Source organism: Streptomyces sp. NPDC007095, from assembly GCF_040634475.1.
In the GTDB taxonomy this organism is placed as follows: Bacteria; Actinomycetota; Actinomycetes; order Streptomycetales; family Streptomycetaceae; genus Streptomyces.
In genome coordinates this window covers 1-19939 of record NZ_JBEYFS010000106.1, presented here as the reverse complement: position 1 = coordinate 19939, position 19939 = coordinate 1, and the positions used below count along the sequence as shown (strand labels likewise).

General features: G+C 67.8%; 15 protein-coding genes and 2 pseudogenes. 5 read left to right on the top strand and 12 right to left on the bottom strand.

Going from position 1 to position 19939, the window contains the following annotated elements:
* Window positions 1-81: 81 nt before the first annotated feature.
* The 7 genes from ABZ656_RS31165 to ABZ656_RS31135 form a co-directional block, all read right to left on the bottom strand.
* A complete protein-coding gene (locus ABZ656_RS31165) occupies window positions 82-1050 on the bottom strand; it encodes a helix-turn-helix domain-containing protein (protein WP_075028090.1) in 969 nt (322 codons plus the stop codon).
* 142 nt (window positions 1051-1192) lie between these two features.
* Window positions 1193-2008: a carbohydrate ABC transporter permease gene (locus ABZ656_RS31160; RefSeq protein ID WP_360272090.1), complete on the bottom strand. Its 816-nt coding sequence runs from the start codon at window positions 2006-2008 to the stop codon at window positions 1193-1195.
* Window positions 2005-2913, bottom strand: a complete 909-nt coding sequence (locus ABZ656_RS31155) for a sugar ABC transporter permease (protein ID WP_101404107.1) — start codon at window positions 2911-2913, stop codon at window positions 2005-2007. Before ABZ656_RS31155 ends, ABZ656_RS31160 begins: the two co-directional genes overlap by 4 nt.
* Before the next feature lie 115 nt (window positions 2914-3028).
* Window positions 3029-4282: a sugar ABC transporter substrate-binding protein gene (locus tag ABZ656_RS31150; RefSeq protein ID WP_180362296.1), complete on the bottom strand. Its 1254-nt coding sequence runs from the start codon at window positions 4280-4282 to the stop codon at window positions 3029-3031.
* A 223-nt stretch (window positions 4283-4505) separates the two neighbouring features.
* Window positions 4506-5273, bottom strand: a complete 768-nt coding sequence (locus ABZ656_RS31145; protein ID WP_360272086.1) for an alpha/beta hydrolase — start codon at window positions 5271-5273, stop codon at window positions 4506-4508.
* A gap of 90 nt (window positions 5274-5363) precedes the next feature.
* The gene (locus ABZ656_RS31140; RefSeq protein WP_360272083.1) at window positions 5364-8111 is read right to left on the bottom strand and encodes an AAA family ATPase; all 2748 of its coding nucleotides are present in this window, start codon (window positions 8109-8111) and stop codon (window positions 5364-5366) included.
* Window positions 8112-9596: a helix-turn-helix domain-containing protein gene (locus ABZ656_RS31135; RefSeq protein WP_360272080.1), complete on the bottom strand. Its 1485-nt coding sequence runs from the start codon at window positions 9594-9596 to the stop codon at window positions 8112-8114.
* Between the two features lie 233 nt (window positions 9597-9829).
* On the opposite strand from ABZ656_RS31135, the gene ABZ656_RS31130 reads away from it, so the two are divergent.
* Complete coding sequence (locus ABZ656_RS31130) at window positions 9830-12577, top strand: AAA family ATPase (RefSeq protein ID WP_360272077.1); 2748 nt, start codon at window positions 9830-9832, stop codon at window positions 12575-12577.
* A gap of 86 nt (window positions 12578-12663) precedes the next feature.
* On the opposite strand, the gene ABZ656_RS31125 is transcribed toward ABZ656_RS31130, so the two are convergent.
* The 5 genes from ABZ656_RS31125 to ABZ656_RS31105 all read right to left on the bottom strand — a co-directional run bounded on the left by ABZ656_RS31125 (window position 12664) and on the right by ABZ656_RS31105 (window position 17699).
* A complete protein-coding gene (locus ABZ656_RS31125; protein ID WP_360272120.1) occupies window positions 12664-13845 on the bottom strand; it encodes an MFS transporter in 1182 nt (393 codons plus the stop codon).
* Between the two features lie 615 nt (window positions 13846-14460).
* Window positions 14461-14802 carry a GNAT family N-acetyltransferase gene (locus ABZ656_RS31120; RefSeq protein ID WP_101403255.1) on the bottom strand — a complete coding sequence of 114 codons (342 nt, stop codon included), beginning with the start codon at window positions 14800-14802 and terminating at the stop codon, window positions 14461-14463.
* 10 nt (window positions 14803-14812) lie between these two features.
* Window positions 14813-15793 (bottom strand): pirin family protein, encoded by a 981-nt coding sequence (locus tag ABZ656_RS31115; protein WP_101403256.1) that lies wholly within the window; start codon window positions 15791-15793, stop codon window positions 14813-14815.
* Between the two features lie 74 nt (window positions 15794-15867).
* Window positions 15868-16713: an alpha/beta hydrolase gene (locus ABZ656_RS31110; RefSeq protein WP_101403257.1), complete on the bottom strand. Its 846-nt coding sequence runs from the start codon at window positions 16711-16713 to the stop codon at window positions 15868-15870.
* Between the two features lie 260 nt (window positions 16714-16973).
* Window positions 16974-17699 carry an alpha/beta hydrolase gene (locus ABZ656_RS31105; RefSeq protein ID WP_360272071.1) on the bottom strand — a complete coding sequence of 242 codons (726 nt, stop codon included), beginning with the start codon at window positions 17697-17699 and terminating at the stop codon, window positions 16974-16976.
* A gap of 518 nt (window positions 17700-18217) precedes the next feature.
* Between ABZ656_RS31105 and ABZ656_RS31100 the strand changes: the two are divergent.
* From ABZ656_RS31100 to ABZ656_RS31085, 4 genes and pseudogenes are all read left to right on the top strand, one after another.
* A pseudogene (locus ABZ656_RS31100) lies at window positions 18218-18489 on the top strand (alpha/beta hydrolase); the annotation flags it as partial.
* A 414-nt stretch (window positions 18490-18903) separates the two neighbouring features.
* On the top strand, window positions 18904-19074 hold the full coding sequence (locus ABZ656_RS31095; RefSeq protein WP_180362298.1) for a hypothetical protein: 171 nt from the start codon (window positions 18904-18906) through the stop codon (window positions 19072-19074).
* The gene (locus tag ABZ656_RS31090; RefSeq protein WP_101403259.1) at window positions 19002-19211 is read left to right on the top strand and encodes a transposase; all 210 of its coding nucleotides are present in this window, start codon (window positions 19002-19004) and stop codon (window positions 19209-19211) included. Before ABZ656_RS31095 ends, ABZ656_RS31090 begins: the two co-directional genes overlap by 73 nt.
* Window positions 19205-19783, top strand: a pseudogene (locus tag ABZ656_RS31085) (IS3 family transposase); the annotation flags it as partial. The gene ABZ656_RS31090 and the pseudogene ABZ656_RS31085, both read left to right, overlap by 7 nt.
* Window positions 19784-19939 lie beyond the last annotated feature (156 nt).

Sequence of the window (19939 nt, the reverse complement as noted above, 5' to 3'; positions counted from 1 at the left end):
GGCCTGGGCCGGCACGAAGTCCGCCGCTACCCCGGCTGGTACCGGCACGGCTCCTTGGCGGAACGATTCACGCGGAGCGGCTCATGGACGCCGTTCACCAGGCAGGCCGTGAATCTGCCAGTCGCGAGGCGCTACGCCATAAGCGGCACGGAAAACGCGGCTGAAATGGCTGGGGCTCACGAACCCCCAGCGTCGGGCGACGGTCGCCACCCCGAGTCCCAGAGCCGGGGACCGCAGAAGATCCCGACGGCACCGCTCCAGTCGCTCCGCCCGGATCCACTCCCCGACGGTGGTTCCCTCCAACTGGAACAACTTGTGCAGGTAGCGCACCGAAATGAAGTGAGCGGCGGCGATCGCGGTGGGTGACAGGTCCGGGTCGGAGAGGTTCTGCGAGATGTGGTCCTTCACTCGCACCATCATGGCCGCGCCGGTTTCAGGAGTCTGAGGCCTGAAGCGGCCGCGCCGCTCGTTGATGAACAGTGCCAGCAGGTCGAGCCCGGTGGCGACGAACTGACGGCCGACGAAGTCGTCGAAGCCCGCTGCTTCGCGCGCCATGCGCGCGAAATAGGTCGCCACCAGTGCGGCACTTCCGTCGCGACCCGAGAACGCTCTCGCAGTCAACGCCTGCAGGTCCTCGTCCCGCACGCAAAGCTCCTTTCGAGGGAATTGAAAGGAGGTGAACCAGAACTCGCCCTCAACTTTCTTTCTGAACGCGCGAGACGAATCAGAAAGGGAGAAATCTCCCGGCTCTATCAGGCACTCTCTCCCGTCCTGCTCCTTGACGGCGCTGCCTCTGCGCTGAAGCGTGAGGATGATGTATTCCTTCCCGTCCCGGGCTATCAGGCGCTTGCTGCGCGTCACCTCTTGAGAACCAGCCTGGACGTCCGACACCTGTGTGGCACCCAATTGGTGGGTGACGATTCTTCCTGGCGACGGATCTTCCTCCAGGATATTGACATCGAGCGGTACGAACGTCTGGGACACCGCTTCATGCCAGCGCTCTCTCCGATCGGCTGCGGACAGCTCCGCGGTGGAAAGGACGACGGACATCTGGCCCCCCCTGACATCGTGATCGACAGGCCGTTCGGATCCGGTCACCGAAGACCCGGTGTGCCTCAACACCGTGCCAGCCGGCCTGGGCCGGCACATCGCGTGAATCCGCTAGATCGGGGGTGCCGGACCGAGATGCCCCTCACTTGATGGCTCCGCCGGTGGCACCGGCGGCGACATAGCGCTGAGCGACGACGAGCAGTACGGCGGCGGGGACGGACGCCATGACGGTGGTGGCCATGACGGCGTTCCACTGGTTTGTGTGGGCACCTATGTACTGGTAGATCCCCAGGGTGATCGGCCGAACGGTCTCCGTGGTGGTCAGCGTGAGGGCGAAGAGGAAGTCGCTCCAGGTGAAGAGGAAAGTGAAGACGGCGGCGGTGATCAACGCGTTCCTGCTCACCGGGAGTACCACGGAGCGGAAGACACGCAGCATCCCGGCACCGTCCACGCGCGCGGCCTCGATGATTTCCCGGGGAATGCTCCGCATGAACGAGTGCAGAATGATGATCGCGAAGGGGACCCCTGCGGTGGAGTCGGCGAGGATCAGCCCGACGTAGGAGTTCAGGAGTCCCAGGTCGCTGTAGGTGCTGTAGAGCGCGTTGGCCACGACGATACCCGGCACCATCTGTGTGACCAGGATGCCGAAGAGCACGAGGTTGGTTCCGCGGATGCGGAACTGGGCCAGCGCGTAGGCCGCCGGCGCGGCGAGCGCGAGGCTGAGAGCGACGCTGCCGACGGCGACGACGAGGCTGGTGACGAGGTTGCGTCCCTGATCGTGCAGCGCGGTGGCGTAACCGCTGAAGTCCGGGTGGAAGGGAAGCCAGTCTCCCCGCAGCGTGTTGCCCGTCGGCTGGAGGGAGGCGTTCACCATCCAGTAGACGGGAAACAGCATCAGCGCGAGCAGGACGATCCCGACGATGGTGGACGGCCAACCACGGCCCGGTGCGCGTTTCAACGGATCGCCTCTCCGACGTTCCGGGCGCGACGGTTGGCGCGCAGGTAGACGAGGGCGAAGGCGAGCGAGATGACGACGAGTACGTTGCTCATCGCGGCACCGCGCCCGAACTCGAACTGCTGAAAGGACAGTTCGTAGGACTGGGTGGCGATGGTCTCCGTGGCGTCGGCCGGTCCTCCGCCCGTCACTACGAGGATGATGTCCAGCACCTTGACCGTGTAGACCACGCCCAGCACCAGCAAGACACTCACCACGGGCCGCAGCAGTGGCCACGTGACATGGCGGAACAACGTCACTGGGCCGGCGCCGTCCAGCCTTGCAGACTCGTACAGGTGCGTCGGGATGTCCTGGAGGCCGCTGTACAGGATCGCGGTGTTGAAGGGGATTCCGACCCAGATGTTGATGAGGATCACCGACACGAGCGCCTGTGAGGTGCCGGTGAGCCAGGGGATGCCGGACGACGAGAGATGGAGGTGGCGCAGCGCGTCGTTGACGACTCCCGTGTCGGGGTCGAGCATCCACCTCCACGTGGTTCCGGAGACGACCAGCGGCAGCAGCCACGGCAGCAACAGGAGCGATCGCAGACTGCGGCCGAGTGGGAAGCGCCGCTGGAAGAACAGGGCGAAGGCCAGTCCGAGCACGAACTGCCCCAGTATCGAACCAGCGGTGAACAGGGCCGTGGTCAACAGGGCCTTGGAGAACAGGTCCGACGACAGGATCGTTGCGTAGTTCTGCAGCCCCACGAACGGCGCGGCACCCGTGTAGAAGGTCGTGGTCGTGTACTGCTGAAAGCTCATCACGATGTTCTTGACGATCGGGTAGCCGAAGAACAGCAGCAGGTATGCAGCGGCGGGCACGATGAACATCCACTGGGTCAGCCGCTCCCAGAAGCGTGCCCGGGCCACGGCCCGGTCCCCGCTGTGCGCGTCCTCGACCTCCTCCGCCGCACCGCCGGCCGGCGCCCCTGCGGCGACGACGCCGTCGTCTTGCCCGGTGCTCATCCGGAGGGTCGGGGACAGGTCAGTTACCGGTCGCGATCTGCTGCGCATGCCTGAGGGCTTCCTCCGGTGTCTGCTCGCCCGTCAGCGCGGACTGGATCGCGGTGTATATCCCGGTCGCCGCCTTGGGCCACTTGACGCCGAGTTCGCTGGTACGGGCTCGGGCCGCTTCAACACTCTTGACGAAGGCGCCCATCGAAGGGACCTGCTCTGCATACTGGGCGGCCACCGCGGAGCGGGAGGGCACGGTGAAGTGCTGCTTGGCCAGGGCGAGCATGTTCGAGGAGTCGTTCAGGCAGGCGAGGACCTGGGCGGCTTTCTCCTGCCGGGCCCTGGAAGCACTCTGCGGGACCGTCCACACCTCACCGCCGAGCGGTGTGACAGGGGTCTGCCCCGTCCGGGGGACGGGGATGGGGGCCACCCCCCAGTGCAGGTTCTTGTCCTTGTCCAGGGCCGGGATCCGCCAGGGGCCGTTGATCATCATGGCTGTCCTGCCAGCGACGAACTGATCGTGGACGTCGGCCTGTGTCCAGTTCAGTACCGACTTCGACATGGATCCGCTCTTCACCAGGTCGACCCACAGCTGAAGTGCCTGCGCGGCCTGCGGGGTGTCCAACTGCTTCTCGTCCCCGCCGTTGGACCAGAGAAAGGGCAGGAACTGCCAGCTGCCCTCAAAAGTGGCGTTTGCGTCGACCGCCATGCCGTAGCGCCCCGGGCGGGTCAGCTCGGCCGCCGCCACCTTCAGCTCGTCCCAGGTCCTCGGCACGGAGACACCGGCCTTGGAGAGCATGTCCTTGTTGTAGAAGAGAGCGACCGTGCTGACGTCGGGCGCCAGTCCGTACACCTTTCCCTTGTAGGTGCCCGTCGACAGGATGCCCTTGGCGAAGCCGCTGGAGCCGATGCCGTACTGGTCCAGCGGGGTCAGCGCGCCGGTCCGTGCGATCTGCTGCAGGTCGGGGTTGTCCAGCATCAACAGGTCGGGGAGAGTCCTCGACGAAGCCTGCTGCAGGACCTTGGGGATGAGCGACGCCCCCGGAACGCTTGTCTGCTCGACCCTTACGCCGGCGGTCTTGCCGCAGGCGGTGAGCACCTCGCCCCATTGGGTGTGTTCGTGTTCGTCGGTGTAGTAGTCGAGTGCGGTGATGGAGGTGACCTTGCCGGTGGTGGACCCTCCACCGGTTCCGGCACCGCACCCGGTGGCAGCCAGCACCAGGGTGAGGGTTCCGGTCAAGAGGGCGGCGATCCGCCGCGCCGGCGGTGTGGCCGGTGAGAACATGCTGGCGCCTTTACCGAGTGACGTCTGTGGCCGGGATCGATGTCGGGAGGGTGGGCGGACTCCGAGGGCGCCGTCAAGACGGTCTATACCGGCATCTTCAGTTCGAATGCATGCTATAGCATGCTGCGTGGCCGATGAGGCGGAGCATTCGGAAGACCGACTTCCGTGGGACGCAGCGGCGGCCTCGTGCACACGAAGACGTGTGATCACCTCTTTCACCTGCTCAGAAGGCCTTTCGCAGCCCGTCGCCGTCGCCGTGACCGGTGCCCTGTTCGGCGGCTTCCTGGATCATCGCCACGACGGCGGCGGGCTGCGACAGCACAACGGCGTGCGAACCGTCCAGCACGTATTCGGTGGCCGCCATGCGCTGTGCCATGAAGCGCTGAGCGGTGGGGTTGAGTATCCGGTCGGCGGTCGCGATGGCGTACCAGGACGGCGTGGAGGCCCATGCCGGGGGGCCTGATCTACTGGTCAGCGCGCTGCAGGCGATCGGGCGTTGTGCCACGGACAGCGCATCGTTGACACTGGGCGGCAGGTCGGCGGCGTACACCTGCGAGAACCGTTCCTTACGGATGTAGAGCTCGCTCTCCGGGCCGCGGGGAATCTGGGTGGGGAGGGCCGCGGTGAAGGTCGCGTCGGCCACCGGCACGGGGGCGAAGCGGTTCGTGATGTCCAGGACGCACTCGCCCGCGTCGAGGCCGAACGCCGCGACGTAGCACAAGGCCACGACGTTGTCGGCGTCGGTAGCGGCGTGCGTGATGACCGCGCCACCGTAGTCGTGGCCGACCAGCACGACGGGAACGTCGATGTCGCGCACAACGCTCCTGATGTAGGCGGCGTCCTGCGCCAGGCCGCGCAGCGGGTTCGCCGGAGCGCGCACGGTCAGTCCGGCGGCGTGAAGAAGGCTGATCACCTCCGCCCAGGACGAGGCATCGGTGAACGCCCCATGCACAAGCACGATGGTCGGCGGTACGCGGGTGGGTTTGTGCATGCCGATGGCCTCCGACTGAGTGTGGGGGTGCCCCCAGCCAAGCGCATTCAGGTGTGGCAGGGCATCGCGCGAACGTACCAACCGATCCGCTCAGCTGTCGGGCAAGGCCATGACCAGGTTCGCGAGTTGAACCCGGGAGTTGACCGACAACTTGCGGAAGACGGAGGTCAGATGAGTGTTGACCGTGTGCGGGGAGACGACGAGCAGGTCGGCGGCCGATCGGTTGGTGTGGCCCTCGGCGACAAGGCGCGCGATCTTCTTCTCCGAGGCCGTGAGAGCCCCCCATCCCTGCACAGGGCGCTGCATGGTCGCTGCCCTGCGGCTGCCGTTCCCTGGGCCGTCCAGATCGCGCTGTACGCGTGCCGCTGCGGCGTGGGCGCCTGACTCGGCGAACAAGCCATGGGCGTGCGTCAGCGCCGCCACTGCCTGAGGTTTCCGGCCCGCTGCCAGGAGTGCCTGTCCTAGATCGGCGAAGGCGGCGGCCCGGACCAGCGGGCGAGGGCTTGCGCTGAGCAGGTCCACGGAGCGTTCGAGCCTGGCGAGATCGTTTTTCACGAGCCCGAGGGCCTGCGCCGCGATGCCCGTGGCGGTGGGCACGGCAGGGTTGCGTTCGGCGTGGGCTTCGGCCTGTGCGGCCAGGTCCTCGGCGAGCTCGTGGTCCGCACCTCGCAGGGCCATGCGTATCGCGGAATCGACCCAGTTGCGCAACAGCCGCCAGCGCATGAAGAAACCTTCCTGCTGCACTTGCCGAATCTTGTCGACGGCAAGCCCGATGTGCCCGTCGGCCTCGGCGTGAACCGCTTCCAGGAAGCGCACCGCGGCCGTGTTGCCCGGGTTCGGTTTGACCGCCAGTCTTTCCTGCGCTGCGGTCAGGTGCTCGCGCGCCGCTTCCCGATCGCCGCGCAGAAGGGCGATCCGGGAGCGGATCACGCGACCGTTCACCTGCTGGACGGGCACCTGTACGTCGTCTTCCAGGCGCTCCATGGTCACGAAGTCGGCGTCGGCGTCGTCGAGGCGGCCGAGCCCCAGATCGTGCTGGCCCTGTGCCCACAGCATCATCGCCTGACGCATCGACCCGGCATGGTCCGCCGCTTGCAAGAGCAGTCGTTCGCTGGACTCGAAGTCGTCCACGTGCAGGTGCGCGACGATCTCTTCGGGAAGGAAAGCGGAATCGACGGTGCTCAGCGCGGCAAAGCGCTCCAGCGCGACGGCGTTCTCACCCCCGTTCTGCGCGATCTCGCCGAGCCCGGACAGGGCCAGAACGTGCGCCTCCCGGTCACCGATCGCGGTGGCGGCACGCAGCGCGGTCTCGCCGGCCTCACGTGCCGCGACGAGATCGTGGTCCCGTGACAAGGCCAGTGCGCGCAGGGCGCCCAGTCTTGCCCCCATCTCCGGGGCGGCGCCCTCCATGGCGAGGGCGGTTTCGGCCCGGCGGCGCAATTCGCCGACGAGATCCATGTTCCACAGCGTCCCGCCGAGAGCAGCCTGCAGCCGACTGAACGCCTCCAGCGGTGGTCGGCCGGCCAGCAGCCGGTCGCCGGTCGACAGCGCCTCTCGGTTCCTGCCGGCCCGTGTCAGGCAGAGGATCGTCTGCTCGCCCACTACGAACCTCAACGGCCTTGCTGGTGGCACCAGTTCCAGGGCGCGCGTCATCAGGTCGGCCGCGAGGCCCGGCGTGACCGGCAGTACGTCGTCAGCGGCTCGCCGCAGCAGCGCTACGGCTTCCTCGTCTCCGGGCAGGGCTCCCCTGAGGATGTGTGGCACCGCGTCGATCGGCTGGTGGCCCGCGGAGACAAGGCGGTGGGCAGCCTCTCGGTGCAGAGCCTTCCGGGCTGACGGCGGGATGTCGACGTAGACCGCCTGGCGCAGCAGATCATGCCGGAAGACCAGATGATCGCCGTCGTCGTCCAGGAGTCCGGCGCGCACGGCTTCCTCGAGCGCCGCGATCAACGTGGCGGTTGTCTGGCCGCAGAGTGCGGCGGCGTCGTGGAAGCCGAACCTGCGTCCCAGCACCGCTCCCATCTGAAGGAAGCGCAGTGTGCTGGGCTGCAGGGACCTGAGTCTGCCGCGCACACCCACCACGAGCCGTGGGGGCACCAGCTCGTCCGAGGCCTCGGAAGTCCGCAGTCCCGCGAGCATCTCGACCGCCAGAAACGGATTTCCGCCGGCCCCGTCGAGCAAGTCCCGTACCTGCTCGTCAACCGCTGCACCCAGTGTGTCGCCGGCCAGTTGGCCGATGGCCGCGTCGGACAGTGGCCCCAATGGCAGAGTGACCACCGGGAGGTTGCCGGTCGCGGCTGCGACGACCTCATCCGCTGGGCCGGCGGGCTCCCGTCGCCCGGTCAGCATCCACAGAACCGGCGAGGTCCGCAAGCGTGTCGGCAGCTGCTTCAGGGCAAACCGGCTCAGCGGGTCGGCCCACTGCACGTCGTCCAGGGCGATCAGCACCGGCACGCTGCCGGCTCTGGCTTCGATCGCCTCCGCCAGGCGCTCCACCAGCCAGATCCGCTGATCGTGATGGTGCGCGAGATCGACAAAGGCATCGCCGGACAGAAGCGGCTGATCGCCGTGCAGGATGCACGCTGCCAACGACGAGAGCGGCACGAGGTGATGCAGCTCATCGGCCCTGCCGAGGCCGACCGAGAATCCCGCTGTCCTGGCCCTGGCGACGGCCTCGGCGAGCAGCGTGGTTTTGCCGATGCCCGGTTCCCCCTGGATCAGAGCCAACCCGCCGCTTCCGGTGTGGACCACCGAGGCGATCAGTGTCTGAAGCTCTGCGAGCTCGGCCTCCCGGCCGCGCAGACCGCTACGGGACAGCGAACTGCCTGACCCCGCCACTTACGCCCCTTCCTGTCCGCACTCGCAGGGTGAAGCCGGGCTCAGCCCATGCCGATTGGTGACTCCGCGCCGCGGCGTCGCCTGCCGCTGCCGGAAGGTTTCAGCCTCAGAAGGGTCGGCGAGCACCTCGGGCGGCAGAGAGACGGCGTGCTCACGCTCTCCGTCGGCGTGGAAGCACACGAGGGATTGCGTGAAGTCCGGCACGTCGCGGCTCTCCGCGGGCACGCCCTGCGTGGCCGTCTCGCGGCAGGCCAAAGCCACCATCTGCGATCCTATCGTGACCGAGAGTGTGCAGTCGCGCTTCTGGTGATTACGCGGAGCATGACGGAGATCGTCTTCCTCGACGTCGGGTGGGAGGCGGACGTGATCAGTGGTCCGCTCAGTTCGCTGATGGTCGTGACGGCGCTGCTCGTCACCGCCATTTCGAGCCGCCTGCTGCAATTGTTCCGGCGCAGTGCAGTCGTCCTTTGCTGGCGTCGGGAAAGGCCCGTCCACCACGGCTGACGTTTCGGACGGCGCAGAGCCGCCCCAAGTTTTGCGCCACTGGCTCGGAGTCACGCCGTACGCATCGCGGAAGAGTCGGCTGAAGTGGGCCGCGTTGGTGAAGCCCCAACGGCGGGCCACGCCGGAGACCGGGCCCTCACCACAGTCGCCCCGGGCGAGATCCCTGGCACACTCCTGCAGCCGACGGCGCTGGATCAGGCGGCTGACGGTGATTCCTTCCCCTTCGAAGAGCTTGTGGAGGGACCGGACGGACATGTTGTGAGCAGCCGCGATGATATCGGGTCCGAGCTCCGGCTCCCCGAGGTGCCGGTCCACGTAGGCGCAGACTTCCCAGACCTGGGTGTATCGGGAACCGACCGTGCCCGCCACGTCACCGGCGGCTCGCTCGGTGATGAGGGTGGCCACCAGGTCAGTGAAGTTGCAGGCCAGCCGACTGGCAACATGCTCGGGGCAGTCCGCGGCCGTCTCGGCCAGACTCACGAGAAGCGGTCCGACCAGGGCGGCCACCGGACCGTCCGCGTCGATCACGGTCGCTGTCACCCGCTTCAACTGGTCGTCCCGTACGCCGAGAGCGTCGCGGGGGACGAGGCAGGCCCTTATGTCCACACCGCGCGGGAAGTCGACCACATGCGGGCGCTCCGTGTCCCAGACTGCAAGCGTTCCCACGGCGAGCTCAGCCGCCCTTCCGCCTTGCTGCAGTACAGCACCGGTGGCCCCCACGACGGCGACCACGACAAAGGCCTTGGTCTGCCCGGTGTCATGGGCGATCCGGCGCAGGCTGCGGGTGAAGCATTGCGGATCCGCGTCTGTCGTGACGAAGAGCAAGTGCCCCAGTGGCCGGATCGTCATCCGGCCTTCCAGTGATGGTCCCCCGTACGAAGCGACCGTCACCGGCAGAGTGGCCATGGAGACAGCCCGGCTCCAGCGGCGAACCCTGTTCCTGCTGTCCGGGAATCCGGCCGTGTCGATCACGGGTGTCATGTGCGCCCTCCAGCCGGTCGCGTGCCGGGACCCGCTGCCGCACAAGCAGTCGGCTCGGCACCGCGTCCAGTTTGGAACACGGGATGACTTACGTCGTCGGCATGATGACTGCGAAGCGACTGCGAGGAGGCGATGCACCGACGGACTTTTGACTCTCAGCGCACTCCGGTGTTCTCTGCGCGCACGTAGACTGCACCTGTCCAGGTCAGAACACCGGCGCAGGGAAACATCGGATGTCGGGCACCATACTGTTCGGTCGGGACGAGGAGCTGGCGACTGTCGACGAATTGGTCGACGGACTCCCCGAGCGCGGCAGTGCGCTGCTGATTCAAGGAGCCCCCGGGATCGGCAAGTCCTCCCTTTTGGCCCATGCTGTCACCCGGGCCCGGAACTCAGGATTCACCGTCCTTGAGGCATGTGGTGTACAGGCCGAGACCCATCTGCCATTCGCGGGGCTGCACCAGCTGACCCGCACCATGATGGATCGCGTCTCGCGGCTCCCCCCCACACAGGCGGATGCGCTGCTGGGCGCCTTCGGCATGGCAGAGCCGTCCCCCAGTGCCTCGGTGCCCCAGTTCTTCATGATCGCCCTGGCCACACTCAGCCTGCTCGGCGAGGCGACCGCCGAAACCCCCGTGCTGCTGGTCGTGGACGAAGCCCAGTGGCTCGACATCCCGACCCTGGACGTTCTCGGGTTCATCGCGCGTCGCGTGGGTGCCGAACCCCTCGGCATACTGCTCGCCCTCCGCGAGGCTCACACGGCGTCGCTGGGCGCCCCCGACATCCGCGAACTACACCTGAAGCCCCTGGAGCCGGCCGCGGCCGACGCTCTGCTGGACGCCCGCAATCCCGGTCTCGAGCCAGGCGTACGCCGACGTGTGGTGGAGATGTCTGCCGGCAACCCCTTGGCCCTGATGGAGCTCCCGGTCACCCTCGGCGCGGACGGGACGCCCTCCGAGTTCGTGGCATCGCCGGCGCTCCACCTCACCGCCCGACTCGAGCGCGCTTTCGCCTCGCGCCTGGTCGATCTTCCTTCCGACACACGCCATGCGCTGCTCATCACGGCCGCCGACGACGGCGCCGCGCTGACCGAGGTACTCGCCGCCGCTTCGATACTCAACGGCACCGAGATTTCCGCACGCTCCCTGGAGCCCGCCATAGCCGCAGGTCTGGTGTGCGCCGACGAGTTCCGCATCGGCTTCACCCATCCCTTGGTGCGCTCCGCCGTCCTGTGCTCGGCAACGCTCGCGGACCGTCTTGCCGCCCACGGCGCACTTGCCCGTACCCTTCACGGGCAGCCTGACCGGCAGGCATGGCACCGAGCGTCGGCCATCGGTCGTCCTGACGAAGCAGTGGCGCGGCAACTGGACCAGGTGGCTCTCAGAGCGAGAGGGCGTGGCGCCGCCGCGGTGGCCATGACGGCGTTGGAACGCGCCACAGCACTGAGCGAAGTCCCTTCCGGAAGAGTGGCCCGCCTCTTGGGCGCCGCGGAACTGGGCCTCGAACTCGGCCAGACGGATCGCGCGTCAAGCCTGTTGCAGCAGGCCGAACCGCTGCGGCTCGGCGTGCTGGAGCGGGCACGGCTGCTCCTGCTGCGCGAGGGGCTCGAAGCGGATGTCGCGGTGAGCACACCCCGGCTCCATCTGCTGATCACAACAGCGGAGCGGGCCGCCGAGGCCGGCGATCCCGAACTGGCCCTGCGGCTGTTGCGCACAGCCGCGCAGCGGTGCTGGTGGTCGGACCCGGGGCGGGAACTGCGGGAGCGCGTGGTGGCTGCGGCCGAGCGGCTGCCCGTTCCGGAACTCCACCCGGACCTGGTGTACACGCTGGCCGCGGCCACCCCGGTGGAGCGGGCGGCGACGGTACTCGAGCGCCTGGAGCGCCTCGAACGTCAGGGCGGGTACGACTTTCTGGCCGCTGCCACCCTGGGCACGGCGGCCACGATGGCGAACGCATACGACCACGCGACCGGGTTTCTCCGGCACGCGGCGGCCGGACTGCGTAGCCAAGGCCGTCTGGGCCTGCTGGCACAAACTCTGGTGTCCCTCGCCTTCAGCACCATACACACGGTCGACTGGAAGATCGGACTCCCGGCTGTGGCCGAGGCGATGCGCCTGGCCGAGGAGAACGCCCAGCCGCGCTGGCTGACCGGCGCACGGATCGCGAAGGCTCAGTTCGCCGCATTGCACGGAGATCTGGACACGGCGCTCTCCGTCATCGGCGAGGCGGAGCGGCAAGGGCTGTCCGAGGCCCATCCCTCCCATCTCGCATTCATCCAAATCACACGTGGCCTGATCGGGCTCGCCGCTGGCAACCAAGCGGAGGCGTTCGACTGCGTCTGGCGGGTGTTCGACCCAGCAGATCCGGCTTACCATCCGTTCCTGCAGACCATCGCCATCGCGGAGTTGGCCGAGGCTGCAACGGGCGATGATCAACGAGCCATGGCGCGGCTTGCGTTGCAGCAGGTCGATGCGTCCGCCGGATCGAGCGAGGCCCAACTGATCCGGATAAACCTGGGATTCGCCCATGCGCTGCTCGCCGACGACGAGGATGCGGAAGAGCGCTTCCGGTCGGCGTTCGATCTGGACATGTCCCATGCGCCCTTTGCCCGCGCCCGACTGATGCTCGCCTACGGTGCCTGGCTCCGACGGCGTCGCCGCGTGATGGAAGCCCGCACTCCGCTCCGGATCGCCCGAGAGTCCTTCAAGGCCCTCGGTGTGGAGCCATGGTGCGAACGCGCCCGCCAGGAACTCCGCTCGGCGGGCGAGGGCAGCACGCGTCAGAGCCGTACCGACTGGGACCTGCTCACGCCTCAGGAGCTGCAGATCGCCCAGCTTGCAGCGGAAGGCCTCTCCAACAAGGAAATAGGCCAGCAACTGTATCTGTCACCGCGAACGATCGGCGCGCACCTGTACCGCATCTTCCCGAAGCTCGGGATCACCTCTCGCGGCCAGCTGAGGGACAAGCTGACCGCCAACTGAGCATGACCTTCCCGTCCGCGCACGCTCGTTGTCCCTCACTGCACAGTTGGAGTGCTGCTCAAGGAACCGCTGTACGGTTCCCGGGGTTACAGGCTTGCTGTGCTCGGCTTCGCTGCCGCCCGCTGCCGACGTTCAGTGGTCCAGTAAAGGAGGGCGAAGAGGGGGAGGGCGGCGCCGAGGACGGTGAGGGCCGTCCAGCCTCCGGAGTGGTAGACGACGGAGCCGAGCTGGGAGCCGACCGCGCCGCCGGCGAAGAACGTGGCGATGAAGGCGCTGTTGAGGCGGGCGCGGGCGGTGGGGTCGAGTTGGTAAACAGTGTGCTGGCCGAGGATCAGGGTGGTCTGTACGGCCATGTCGATGAGGATCGCGGCCAGGGCGATCAGTACGATGCTGTGTCCGCCGAACCCGGCGAGCGCGAAGGCCAGGGCGGCGACCACAAAGGCGATGCCCGTCATGGGACGTACGAGCCCGCGGTCGGCCCAGTGACCGGCGAGCGGGGCGATGGCCGCGCCGGCCGCGCCGACGAGGGCGAACACACCGACCCCGACCGGGGAGTAGTGGAAGCGGGGACCGGTCAGGACGAAGGAGACCGTGGTCCAGAACGCACTGAAGGCACCGAACATCGCCGCCTGGTAGAGGCCACGGCGCAGCAGCGCCGGGTGCGTGCGCACCAGCCGGACGGTGGAGCGCAGCACGTGGTGGTACGGGATGGTGGTAGTCGGCTCGTGCTGCGGCAGGGCCGCGCGTAGGGCCACCGCGAGCACGGCCATCAGAGCGGCAGAACCGAGGAAGACGGCGCGCCAGCCGGCGAGGTCGGAGACGAGGCTGCTCAGCGTGCGGGAGAGCAGAATGCCGGTGAGCAGACCGCTCATGACCCGGCCCACGATGCGGCCTCGGGCGTGGTCGGGGGCGAGGCTGGCGGCGAACGGCACGAGGATCTGGGCGACGACCGAGGTGGCCCCGCTGACGAGCGAGGCGATCAGCAGCATGGGGAAGCTGGTGGCGAGCCCCGCCGCCACGAGGGCGAGAGTGGTGACCGCCAGCAGAACGGTGATCAGGTTGCGCTTTTCCAGCCGGTCGCCGAGCGGGACCAGAAAGAACATGCCGATCACATAGCCGATTTGGGTGAGGGTGATCAGTGCGCCGGCGGTGGCCGTGCTGGTGTGGAAGACACCGCTCAGCGAGGACAGCAGGGGCTGGGCGTAGTACAGGTTGGCGACCGTCATGCCGGAGGCGACGGCCAGGAGCGCGACCAGCCAACCCGGCACGCCGTGAGGGGCCTTGGCGGTTGCGGGCCGACGCGTCGTCCGGGGGTCGGGTGATGCGGACATGTGCACCTTCTTGACGGGATGAGCCGGGAAACCGGCTCGGGCGGAAGCGCTATGCGGTGGCGGCAGCTTCCTCGATGCCGTCACCGCAGGCACAAGCGTCGATCTGCCCTCCGTGCTTCCTCACCTGAGGCGATGGTTCGGGATATCAGTCATCTCCATCAGAGATGAAGCTGTGGCCCGTTCCACCGGTGCCTCGGGGCGCGCCCGCAGCCGCCGAAGCGCAGGGGCTGAACGGATCAATCACACGGGCCGCGGAACAGCCGCGGCGGACCTTGTGGTGGCCGTCCCTCAAAGAGACCGAGGATCGTATCCGGACCGCCGGTGGCGTCGTCGCGTCGGTTCCACACATCGACGGCGTCCGATTGCTCATCCGCTGCGACAGGACTGACGGTGATCGCGCCTCGCTGGGTGTGGTCGGTGGAGTCGTCCTCACCTGACACGCCGAAGGCGAGGGAGCGTAGTCCATCGGCGTCGAGGTCGCCCGTCGCGGTGGCAGCACTGAAGCCGTCACCTGGCTCGGAAGCCCCGGGGAGCAGGAGGTGGCGGGAGAGGTCAGTGCGCCGGCACGGTCTCCAGCCACCGCAGGACTTCGGGGGTCACAGGGTCGGCTATGTCAGCGAATTCGTCGTGCTTCTTGAGGAACTTCGCCACGTAGGGACAGACCGGCACGATGCGCTTCCCGGAGGCACGTACGTCGGTCAGGGCCTGTTGGACGAGAAGCGAGGCCAGGCCCTGACCGGCGAAGGCGTCGTCGATTTCGGTGTGGTAGAAAACGCGCTGGTCATCGTGGTCGCGGTACGCGGTGAGGCCGACGGTTTTGCCGTCGACCAGGATTTCGTACCGGTGCTTGGCGTCCACTCGCTGGACAGTCGGAGCGGCGGCGGGCTGTGTCATCGTGTGCCTTTCAGTGACGCGTCGGGTTCTTGCGTGGCGCGATGGTGGCATTCGGAAGGGCGGGCGCGGGAAGGCGGTCGCCGTCGTAGCCATCGACGCCGCCGAAGCGGTCGGACGCGTGCTGCCACGCTTCCCGGGCTTCGACGATGTCTTCGTGGCTGCGGCCGATGAAGTTCCACCACATGACGATCTGTTCCTCGAACGGCGTCCCGCCGAGTAGCACCGCCCGAGCGGGGGTGTCCGTCTCGTTCGTCAGCGTCAGCGTGTCGTTGCCCGCGCCGAGGTAGCCCAGTTCCGCCGGGCGCAGGGGCGTTCCGGCCATGCGGACATCCCCTTGGTCGACGAGCAGACCGAACTCGAAGGCGGAGTTCACCTGGAGTGTGGTCGTCGAGCGCGGATCGAGGACGAGTTCGGCGCCGAGCAAGGGCGTGAACGTCCGCACCGTAGAGGTGTCACCGGCGAGGGATCCCAGAAACACTCTTATTTCTGCCCCGCCCACCCGGACCGGGACCGGCACGTAGTGCCGGAAGTCACGCCCGGTGTACCGGTGTTCTTCGGGCAGAGCCACCCACAACTGGACGCCGTGCAGGATCGTGGTGCGGGTGGTGGAGACTTCCGAGTGGCTTATGCCATACCCGCCCGTCATCAGGTTCAGCTCCCCGGGCCGTACGAACGCGTGGCTGCCCAGGCTGTCGCGGTGCTCGATCTCTCCGCTGAACAGCCAGCTCACGGTCTGCAGACCGGTGTGCGGATGGGGAGCGACGTCCATGCCACCCGTGTCGGCGACGTCGTCCGGGCCGTAGTGATCGACGAAGCACCAGGCCCCGATCAGCGTCCGGGCTCGCTGCGGCAGCGTGCGCCGCACCGTCATGGCTCGTGGGCCGCCCAACGGGACGTCCCGCGCGGACAACACGTCGACCTGTGGCGCGGACTCACCGTGGTCGGCTGCACCGTAACGCAGTGCGACGGGATCCACTTCGGCGTTGCTCATCGAACGCCCTCTCGCATTCGAGGATGATTCTATATTCAACAATCATGCCTGGTAGTAAGCCTGTGATCGCCACCTCAATGCGTCCGGCGGGCAGCGCTCAGGATCAGGTCGGTCACTGGGCCGGGGTCGCTCACGGCGACCGCGTGGGGTGCGCGGACCGTGATGGTGCGGGCGCCGGCCCGTTCGGCCATCCACTGCTCGGCGGCCGGTGGGATGTTGCGGTCCTCGGTGGCCACGAGGTACCAGCTGGGGATCTTCTTCCACGAGGCGGCGGTGGCCTTCTCCTGGAGGGCGGCCACCGTGATCGGACGCTGACCAGCGGCCATCACCTGGGCGGTCGGGATCGGGACGCCAGCCGCGAACTGCTCGCGGAACAGGTCCTTCTTGATGATCAACTCCTCGCCGGTGCCGCCGCCGGGCAGCGGGTACGACTGCGAGGACGTGGCCTGCGCCAAGGTGCTGCCGGGGTACTTGTTCGTCAACTCCAGAGCGCTTTCACCGATGTCGGGAACGAAGGCGGCTATGTAGACCAGCGCCTTGACACGCGGAAACTCGGCTGCGGCCTGGCTGATGACCGACCCGCCGTAGGAGTGACCCACGAGCACGATCGGTCCCTGAATGCTGTCCAGGACGCTGCGGATGTAGGAGGCGTCGCTCGCCAGTCCGCGCAACGGCAGTGCCGGTGCAAGTACGTGGTGACCCTGTCGCAGGAGGCGCTCGACGACAGCGCTCCAGCTGGAGGCGTCGGCGAACGCACCGTGAATCAGGACAATGGTGGGCTTGGCCGGGTGCTGGCGAGGGTCGGCCCGCTGGTTCTCCACTGTTGACGTGGCAGAGAAGGCGGCACCGGGGGTTGCCATGACGGCGGCGCTCGCCAGGAGGGATGCGGTGACGGTGCGGCGGGAGATCGGCGAGTTCATCGTTGACTTCCTACGGGGCGGTGAAGGGGATGCGTCCCCGGACGGAAGGGGACGGGGTGGCGCGTGAGCAGGGCGCCTCAGGGTTCCGCGACAGCCCGAACCGGTCGCGTCCGCAGATGATCGTCCGGTCGGGCAGCGGAGAGCGCCGCCTGCCGAAGCCGCCAGGCGGGTGGCTGGGGCCATGAGTGTCCGCGTCGCGGAGGAACCGCTGCCGGCCTGCGGTCGAAGCACGACGGCAAGGGGCCGAGGGGCAGCCCGACTCAGTGGGCGGTGGCCCGGACGGCCTCCTCGATCAGCTTGATGACGCGCTCGGGGTGGGCGAGCATCACCAGGTGCGAGGAGTCGACCTCGACGGTGGTCATGCCGGCCCGCTTGTAGCCGAAACGCTCCACATCGGGGTTGATGGTGTGGTCGGCTGCGGCGACGAGACCCCAGGAGGGCTTGGTCTTCCAGGCCGCCTTCGGCGCTTTCTCGCTGAAGGCCTGCGCGGCCAGCGGACGCTGGGAGACCGCGAGGACGGAGGCGAGGCGGGGGTCGACATCGGCGGCGAAGATGGACGGGAACTTGTCGATCTGGACCGACACGTCGGTGCCCGAAGTGGTCGAGCCCTCGATCGGGAACGGGGTGTACACGAGGGCGGTGGCGAGGTCGGAGTCCGGGAAGCGGCCCTGCAGTTCGCCCAGGCTCTCGCCCTCCTCCAGGGCGTAGCCGGCCAGGTAGACCAGCGCCCTGACGTTGTCCTCCACGCCGGCGACGGTGATGACGGCCCCGCCGTAGGAGTGCCCGACCAGGACGACTGGTCCGGGTATCTGACGGATGATCGCGGCGATGTAATCGGCGTCGCCGAGCAGGCTGCGGTTGGGCACCGCCGGGGCCACCACGTCCAGGCCGCGGGCGATCAGTTCGGGGATGATGCGGGCGAAGCTGGACGCGTCGGCGAAGGCGCCGTGGACCAGGACGACGGTCGGGCTGTCGGAACGGGACATGGCACAACTTCCTGTTGATGTCGTGGTGATCGGATGATGCGCGGCCGGGTGATCGGGTTCGGGCTCGCTGTGGTGTTGGGGCGAGCGGCGCCAGGAGGCACGGACGGCTGCCTCATTCGAGGCTTTTCGCCGGGCGGGACCGGCGCAGACCGTGTTCGAGCCGGGCGACGGGCCGCAGGCTTGAACAGCACATTAGGGGCGGACGGTGAAGGCGACTTGCCTGTCGGTGCATCACCTGTGGTCCGTCCGCGCCTCCGAGGGGTGCCGGGAGGGACGCCGTCGAAGGCCGTGCGTAGCAGCGGGCGGGGACGCGTCCCCTTCCTGGCACTTCCAGGCAAGAGGCGGTGCGTTCGAGGACGACAGGCGCCGAGACGTTCGCCCTAGCGTGATGACATCCCGTGCCGCGAACGCCCGGATGGCGGACGCTGATGGGCCGATGCGTCCGACAGCACCTTGCTTCATCGAGACGGAGCGTGGTCCTGCGTTCGCCAGTCACTCTGGACGAAGGAACGAGTACTGTGCCGTACATCACCGTGGGCCAGGAGAACTCCACCACCATCTACCTCTACTACGAGGACCACGGCACCGGGCAGCCAGCCTCATCCACGGTTTCCCGCTCGACGTCCACTCCTGGAAGCGGCAGAGCGCCGTGCTGCTGGAGGCCGGCTACCGGGTGATCACCTACGACCGCCGCGGGTTCGGGCAGTCCAGCCAGCCGACGACCGGCTGCGACACCTTCGCTGCCGACCTGAACACCGTGCTGGAGACCCTCGACCTGACGGACGCCGTCCGTTCATCGACGGCGGCCGACGGTCGTCAGGCCGTCGGTGTCGAGGCAACAGGGCCGAACACTTCGCTCTGGTCCCGTAGTACGGCCAGATCTGTGATGGCGTCGCCGCCATCGGCGAGCATCACCGCGAGATTGGTGACCATCCATCCCGGTCGTGGCCAGTACCGCGTGGCCGAAGAGGTGGAGTAAGCACTGGTCAGCCTGGTGGCATCAGCAAGGTCAGCCAACAACCGTGCCCCCGGCGTGCCCCACCACCCCCGAACCGTCAGCTGTGACATGGAGCTTTGGACGCGAACCGATACCCTGCACGCAGAAGGCGCCTTCCGCCTGGGCCGGCAGAACTGAGCTGTACCGAGATTTGTGGAGTCCCTGATGCCAGGGTTACGGTCCTGGCGAAGGAGAACCACCAGCACCATGGCAGCACCCCGTAAATACCCCGACGAGCTCCGCGAGCGCGCGATCCGTGAGGTCCGGGCCACCGGCCCGTCGCGCATGTCGCGCGGGATCTCGGCATCCATCCCGAAGCCCTGCGCGGCTGGGTCCGCCAGGCCGATGCCGATGCCGGCGACCGGGACGACCGGCTGACCACCGCCGAACGTGACGAGCTGAAGCAACTGCGCAAAGAGAACGCGGAGTTGAAACGGGCGAACGAGATCCTCAAAGCGGCCAGCGTGTTTTTTGCCCAGGAGATCGACCGTCCCCGGACGAGGCCGAGCAAGTGATCGACCACCTGCGCGAACGCGGCCTCGGGGTCGATCCCGTCTGCCGGGTGCTGGAGTTGTCACCATCCACCTACTTCGCCCGCAAGAAGCGGCCGAAGTCCGCCCGCCGGCTCCGCGACGAACAGCTCATGCCCCTGATCGAGGAGATCCACGCCGAGTCCGGAGCCACCTACGGGGCCCGGCGGATCACCCGCGCCCTGCGTCGCAAGGGCATCGAGGTGGCCCGGTGCACGGTCGAGCGGCTGATGCGCGAACTGGGCATCGAGGGCGTCATCCGCGGCCAGCGGCGCCGCACCACCGTTGCCGAGCCGTCGGCGCCCCGCCCGCCGGACCTGGTCGACCGCGACGTCACCGCCTCCCGTCCCGACCAGCTCTGGGTGGCGGACATGACGTACGTCCGCACCTGGTCGGGCTGGGTGTATGTCGCGTTCGTCCTGGACGTGTACTCACGGATGATCGTCGGCTGGCAGGTAGCGAACCACATGCGGACCGAACTCCCCCTGGACGCCCTGGAGATGGCCCTGTGGAGACGGAGGATCAAGACAGACTCCGGCCTGATTCACCACAGCGACCGCGGCTCGCAGGGTGGATTCAACTGGTCGTCGCAACACCCTGATCTCGGAGGTGTGCGATGTGGCTACGGCGGACTGGAGTTTGAAGACCAGCGATGTCCCGGAGGGGCGGCGTCGGCAGTGGCGCGCTGACCGTGCGTTGCGGCCGGCGATGCG

Bases quoted from the DNA above. Each gene is read 5' to 3' on its own strand.
- ABZ656_RS31105 (WP_360272071.1), bottom strand. From the start codon at position 17,699: ATGTCCCGTTCCGACAGCCCGACCGTCGTCCTGGTCCACGGCGCCTTC.
- ABZ656_RS31150 (WP_180362296.1), bottom strand. From the start codon at position 4,282: ATGTTCTCACCGGCCACACCGCCGGCGCGGCGGATCGCCGCCCTCTTG.
- ABZ656_RS31095 (WP_180362298.1), top strand. From the start codon at position 18,904: ATGGCAGCACCCCGTAAATACCCCGACGAGCTCCGCGAGCGCGCGATC.
- ABZ656_RS31145 (WP_360272086.1), bottom strand. From the start codon at position 5,273: ATGCACAAACCCACCCGCGTACCGCCGACCATCGTGCTTGTGCATGGG.
- ABZ656_RS31120 (WP_101403255.1), bottom strand. From the start codon at position 14,802: ATGACACAGCCCGCCGCCGCTCCGACTGTCCAGCGAGTGGACGCCAAG.
- ABZ656_RS31165 (WP_075028090.1), bottom strand. From the start codon at position 1,050: ATGTCCGTCGTCCTTTCCACCGCGGAGCTGTCCGCAGCCGATCGGAGA.
- ABZ656_RS31130 (WP_360272077.1), top strand. From the start codon at position 9,830: ATGTCGGGCACCATACTGTTCGGTCGGGACGAGGAGCTGGCGACTGTC.
- ABZ656_RS31110 (WP_101403257.1), bottom strand. From the start codon at position 16,713: ATGAACTCGCCGATCTCCCGCCGCACCGTCACCGCATCCCTCCTGGCG.
- ABZ656_RS31135 (WP_360272080.1), bottom strand. From the start codon at position 9,596: ATGACACCCGTGATCGACACGGCCGGATTCCCGGACAGCAGGAACAGG.
- ABZ656_RS31115 (WP_101403256.1), bottom strand. From the start codon at position 15,793: ATGAGCAACGCCGAAGTGGATCCCGTCGCACTGCGTTACGGTGCAGCC.